This window comes from Sphingomonas bacterium (genome assembly GCF_903643065.1).
Taxonomy (GTDB): domain Bacteria; phylum Pseudomonadota; class Alphaproteobacteria; order Sphingomonadales; family Sphingomonadaceae; genus Sphingomonas.
On the sequence record NZ_CAHJWX010000287.1, the window covers coordinates 1 to 3,852 of the forward strand.

Annotated in this window: 4 protein-coding genes and 1 pseudogene; 2 read left to right on the top strand and 3 right to left on the bottom strand. The window is 69.8% G+C overall.

From position 1 onward, the window contains the following. A partial coding sequence (locus tag HUU95_RS10470) for a sensor histidine kinase (protein WP_174280060.1) occupies positions 1-692 on the top strand: 692 nt, incomplete at its 5' end. On the opposite strand, the gene HUU95_RS10475 is transcribed toward HUU95_RS10470, so the two are convergent. Genes HUU95_RS10475 through gltX form a run of 3 tightly spaced genes read right to left on the bottom strand, consistent with a single transcriptional unit; the run spans position 681 to position 3,555 of the window. Further along, positions 681-884, bottom strand: a complete 204-nt coding sequence (locus HUU95_RS10475) for a hypothetical protein (protein WP_174280061.1) — start codon at positions 882-884, stop codon at positions 681-683. The genes HUU95_RS10470 and HUU95_RS10475 overlap by 12 nt on opposite strands. Continuing rightward, positions 884-2,155 (bottom strand): citrate synthase, encoded by a 1,272-nt coding sequence (gene gltA / locus HUU95_RS10480; protein ID WP_174280062.1) that lies wholly within the window; start codon positions 2,153-2,155, stop codon positions 884-886. The genes HUU95_RS10475 and gltA overlap by 1 nt, the downstream gene beginning before the upstream one ends. Next, complete coding sequence (gene gltX, locus HUU95_RS10485) at positions 2,152-3,555, bottom strand: glutamate--tRNA ligase (RefSeq protein WP_174280063.1); 1,404 nt, start codon at positions 3,553-3,555, stop codon at positions 2,152-2,154. The genes gltA and gltX overlap by 4 nt, the downstream gene beginning before the upstream one ends. Positions 3,556-3,611: 56 nt before the next feature. Between gltX and HUU95_RS10490 the strand changes: the two are divergent. Next, positions 3,612-3,852 (top strand): annotated as a pseudogene (locus HUU95_RS10490) (ComEC/Rec2 family competence protein); the annotation flags it as partial.

Here is a 3,852-nt window from a genome sequence, read left to right on the forward strand (position 1 = left end):
CGGGGCCGGCGACCGCCGACACGCTGCCGGCGAGCTTCACCGCCGGGCTCGACCGCGCGCTCCGCCGGCCGCTGGCGCGGATCGTGGCCAATGCGGACACGATCAACGCCGCCGCCGACGGGCCGATCGCGCCCGATTACGCCGACTACGCCGCCGACATCGCGCATGCCGGACGGCATCTGCTGGAGCTGGTCGATGATCTGGTCGATCTGCAGGCGATCGAGCGGCCAGACTTCATGCTGGCGGTCGAGCCGATCGACCTGGCGGAGGTGGCGCGCCGCGCGGCGGGGCTGCTGGGCGTGCGCGCGGGGCAGATGCGCGTCGTGATCGAGCGGCCGGCGTCGCTCGCCGCCTGTCCGGCGCGAGGCGACCATCGCCGGGCGCTGCAGATCGCGGTCAACCTGCTCGGCAACGCGCTGCGCTACTCGCCCAGGGGCGAGACGGTGCGGGTGGAGGCGTTTGGTGACCGCGACCAGGCGCGGCTGGTCGTGACGGATCGGGGCAAGGGGATCACGCCGGCCGATCAGGCGCGCATCTTCGGCAAGTTCGAGCGCGTCGATCCGAGCGAGGTCGGCGGCAACGGGCTCGGCCTGTACATTGCCCGGCGGCTCGCGCGCGGGATGAACGGCGACCTGACGGTGGAGAGCGCGCCCGGCGAAGGGGCGCGTTTCACGCTCAGCTTACCGGTTTAGGCGGCGGCCGATGCCGATCAGCGTGATCCCGATCACCGCGAGCACGGAGCCGCGTGTCGCCCAGGGCCGCTGGTCGAGCATGAAGGAGGACGCCGGCCAATGAATATAGCCCAGCCCCTGACCGATCCACAGCAGCCCCATCAACGTCGCGAGCACGCCGACGATGAGCAGGAGCGCGCGGATCGGTCGCATCAGCGCTGGCCCACGGGCAGATAGGGCCGCGCGGTCGCGCCCGCGTAGAGCTGGCGGGGGCGGCCGATCTTCTGGTCGGGATCGGTGATCATCTCGTTCCACTGCGCCACCCAGCCGACGGTGCGGGCGAGCGCGAACAGCGCGGTGAACATGGAGGTCGGGAAGCCGATCGCCGACAGGATCACGCCCGAATAGAAGTCGACGTTGGGGAACAGCTTCTTCTCGGCGAAATAATCGTCCTTGAGCGCGATCTCCTCCAGCTGGAGCGCCACGTCGAACACCGGATCGGTGACGCCCAGCGCGCCCAGCACCTCGCGCACCGTCTGCTGCATCACGGTCGCGCGCGGATCGTAGTTCTTGTAGACGCGATGGCCGAAGCCCATCAGGCGGAACGGATCGTTCTTGTCCTTGGCGCGCGCGATATATTCGGGGATGCGATCGGGCGTCCCGATCTCGCGCAGCATGTTGAGCGCCGCCTCGTTCGCGCCGCCATGCGCCGGACCCCACAGGCAGGCGATGCCCGCCGCGATGCAGGCGAAGGGATTGGCGCCCGACGAGCCCGCGAGCCGGACGGTCGAGGTCGACGCGTTCTGTTCATGATCGGCGTGGAGGATAAAGATCCGGTCCATCGCGCGCTCGACGATCGGGTTTACCTCATACGGCTCGGCCGGCACGCCAAAGGTCATGCGCAGGAAATTGCCGGTGTAGGACAGGCTGTTGTCGGGGTAGAGGAACGGCTGCCCGACGCTGTACTTGTACGCCATCGCCGCCAGCGTCGGCATCTTGGCGATCAGCCGGTGCGACGCGATGACGCGCTGCGCCGGATCGTGAACGTCGGTCGAATCGTGGTAGAAGGCGGATAGCGCGCCGACGACGCCGCACATGATCGCCATCGGATGCGCGTCGCGCCGGAAGCCGCGGAAGAAGGTCGCGAGCTGCTCATGCACCATCGTGTGGCGCGTGATGGTCGTCGTGAAGGTGTCGAACGCCTCCTTCGACGGCAGCTCGCCGTTGAGCAGCAGGTACGCGACCTCCATGAAGGAGGAGGATTCGGCCAGTTCGCCGATCGAATAGCCACGATGCAGCAGCACGCCCTCGTCGCCATCGATATAGGTGATCGTCGACCGGCACGAGGCGGTGGAGGTAAACCCGGGATCATAGGTGAACCGGCCCGAGTCCGCGTAATATTTGCGGATGTCGATCACTTCGGGCCCGACCGAGCCCTGCATGACCTTGTAGTCGTGATCGTCTAAACGGACGGCGTCGGTCATCGGGCGGGTTCCTCCATCTGATCGGCGATCCGGCCCAGGCTCTCGGCGCGACCCAGCAGGGCGAGCACGTCGAAGATCCCGGGCGACGTCCGCCGGCCGGTGAGCGCGACGCGCAGGGGCTGGGCGACCTCGCCGAGCTTGAGCCCGGCCACTTGCGCCACGGCCCTGACCGCCGCTTCGAGCGCTTCCGTATCCCAGCGCCCGACCGCGTCAAGCGCGGCGTGCGCACGGGCCAATGTGCCGCGCGCATCGCCGTCCAGCAGCGGCGCCGCATCGGCCTCGATCGGCAGCGGCCGTTCGGCGAACAGGAAGCGCGCGGCGTCGGCCAGCTCGCCGAGATTGGCCGCGCGCGGCTTGAGCGCCGGCATCGCGCGTTCGATCAGGTCGAGCGCGGGATCGTCCGCCATGCCCAGCCGCGCGGCCACCAGCGCGGCGAGGCGGCCGTCGCCGGCCTCGCGCAGGTAATGGCCATTGAGGTTCTCCAGCTTCTTGAGGTCGAAGCGCGACGGCGCCTTGCCGACGGCGGCGAGATCGAACCATTGCGTCGCCTCGGCGCGGCTGATGATCTCCGCGTCGCCATGCCCCCAGCCGAGTCGCAGCAGGTAGTTGTCGAGCGCCTCGGGCAGGATGCCCAGTTCGTCGCGATAGGCCTCGACGCCGACCGCGCCGTGACGCTTGGACAGCTTGCCGCCATCGGCGCCGTGGATCATCGGGACATGCGCATAGACCGGCTCGGGCCAGTCCATCGCGCGGATGATCGGCAGCTGGCGGAACGCGTTGTTGAGGTGGTCGTCACCGCGAATGACGTGGGTGACGCCCATGTCCTGATCGTCCACCACCACGGCGAGCATGTAGGTGGGCGTGCCGTCGGAGCGGAGCAGGACGAGGTCGTCCAGCTCGGCATGCTGCACCGTCACCGGGCCCTGCACCTGGTCGTCGATCGTGGTCGCGCCCTCACGCGGCGCCTTGAGCCGGACGACGAAGGGCTGGTCCGCGGGACCATCATCACGCTCGCGCCAGGGCGAGCGGATGCGCAGCGGCTGGTTGGCGGCCTTGGCCGCCGCGCGCTGTTCATCAATCTGCGCGGCCGTCATCCAGCAGCGATAGGCGTCGCCGCGCTCGATCATCTGCGCCGCCACGGCGGCATGGCGGCCGGCGCGCTCGAACTGGAACACCGCCTCGCCGTCCCAGTCGAGCCCGAGCCAGCGCAGCCCGGACAGGATCGCGTCGATCGCGGGCTGGGTGGAGCGGACGCGGTCCGTGTCCTCGATCCGCAGCAGGAACCGGCCGCCATGCCGGCGTGCGTAGAGCCAGTTGAACAAGGCGGTGCGAGCGCCGCCCAGATGGAGGAAACCGGTCGGCGACGGCGCGAAACGGGTGACAACAGGGCTGGCGCTCACGCGCGACTGCTCCCAAACTGCTGAGGATGGCGACGATCGCCCTGCCGGCTGCTAGCATGCGCCTCCGGCCGCCGCAATTCGGGCGGGCGGGGGTCGCGATCGAGCGCTGGCTGGAGGCGGAGCGCGATCAGTTGCCGCTGTGGTTGCCGGTTGCGCTGGGCGGTGGCGTGACCGCCTGGTACGTGCTGCCCGATCCGCGCGGCTGGACGGCGGCGCTGCTGGCGATGGTGGCGGTCGGGCTGGCGTCGCTGGCGGTGGGGCGGCACGAGCGGCTGTGGCGCGCGATCGGGGTGGGCG

Excerpts from the sequence above, each read along its gene's own strand:
- gltA (WP_174280062.1), bottom strand. The coding sequence starts at position 2,155 with ATGACCGACGCCGTCCGTTTAGACGATCACGACTACAAGGTCATGCAG.
- HUU95_RS10475 (WP_174280061.1), bottom strand. The coding sequence starts at position 884 with ATGCGACCGATCCGCGCGCTCCTGCTCATCGTCGGCGTGCTCGCGACG.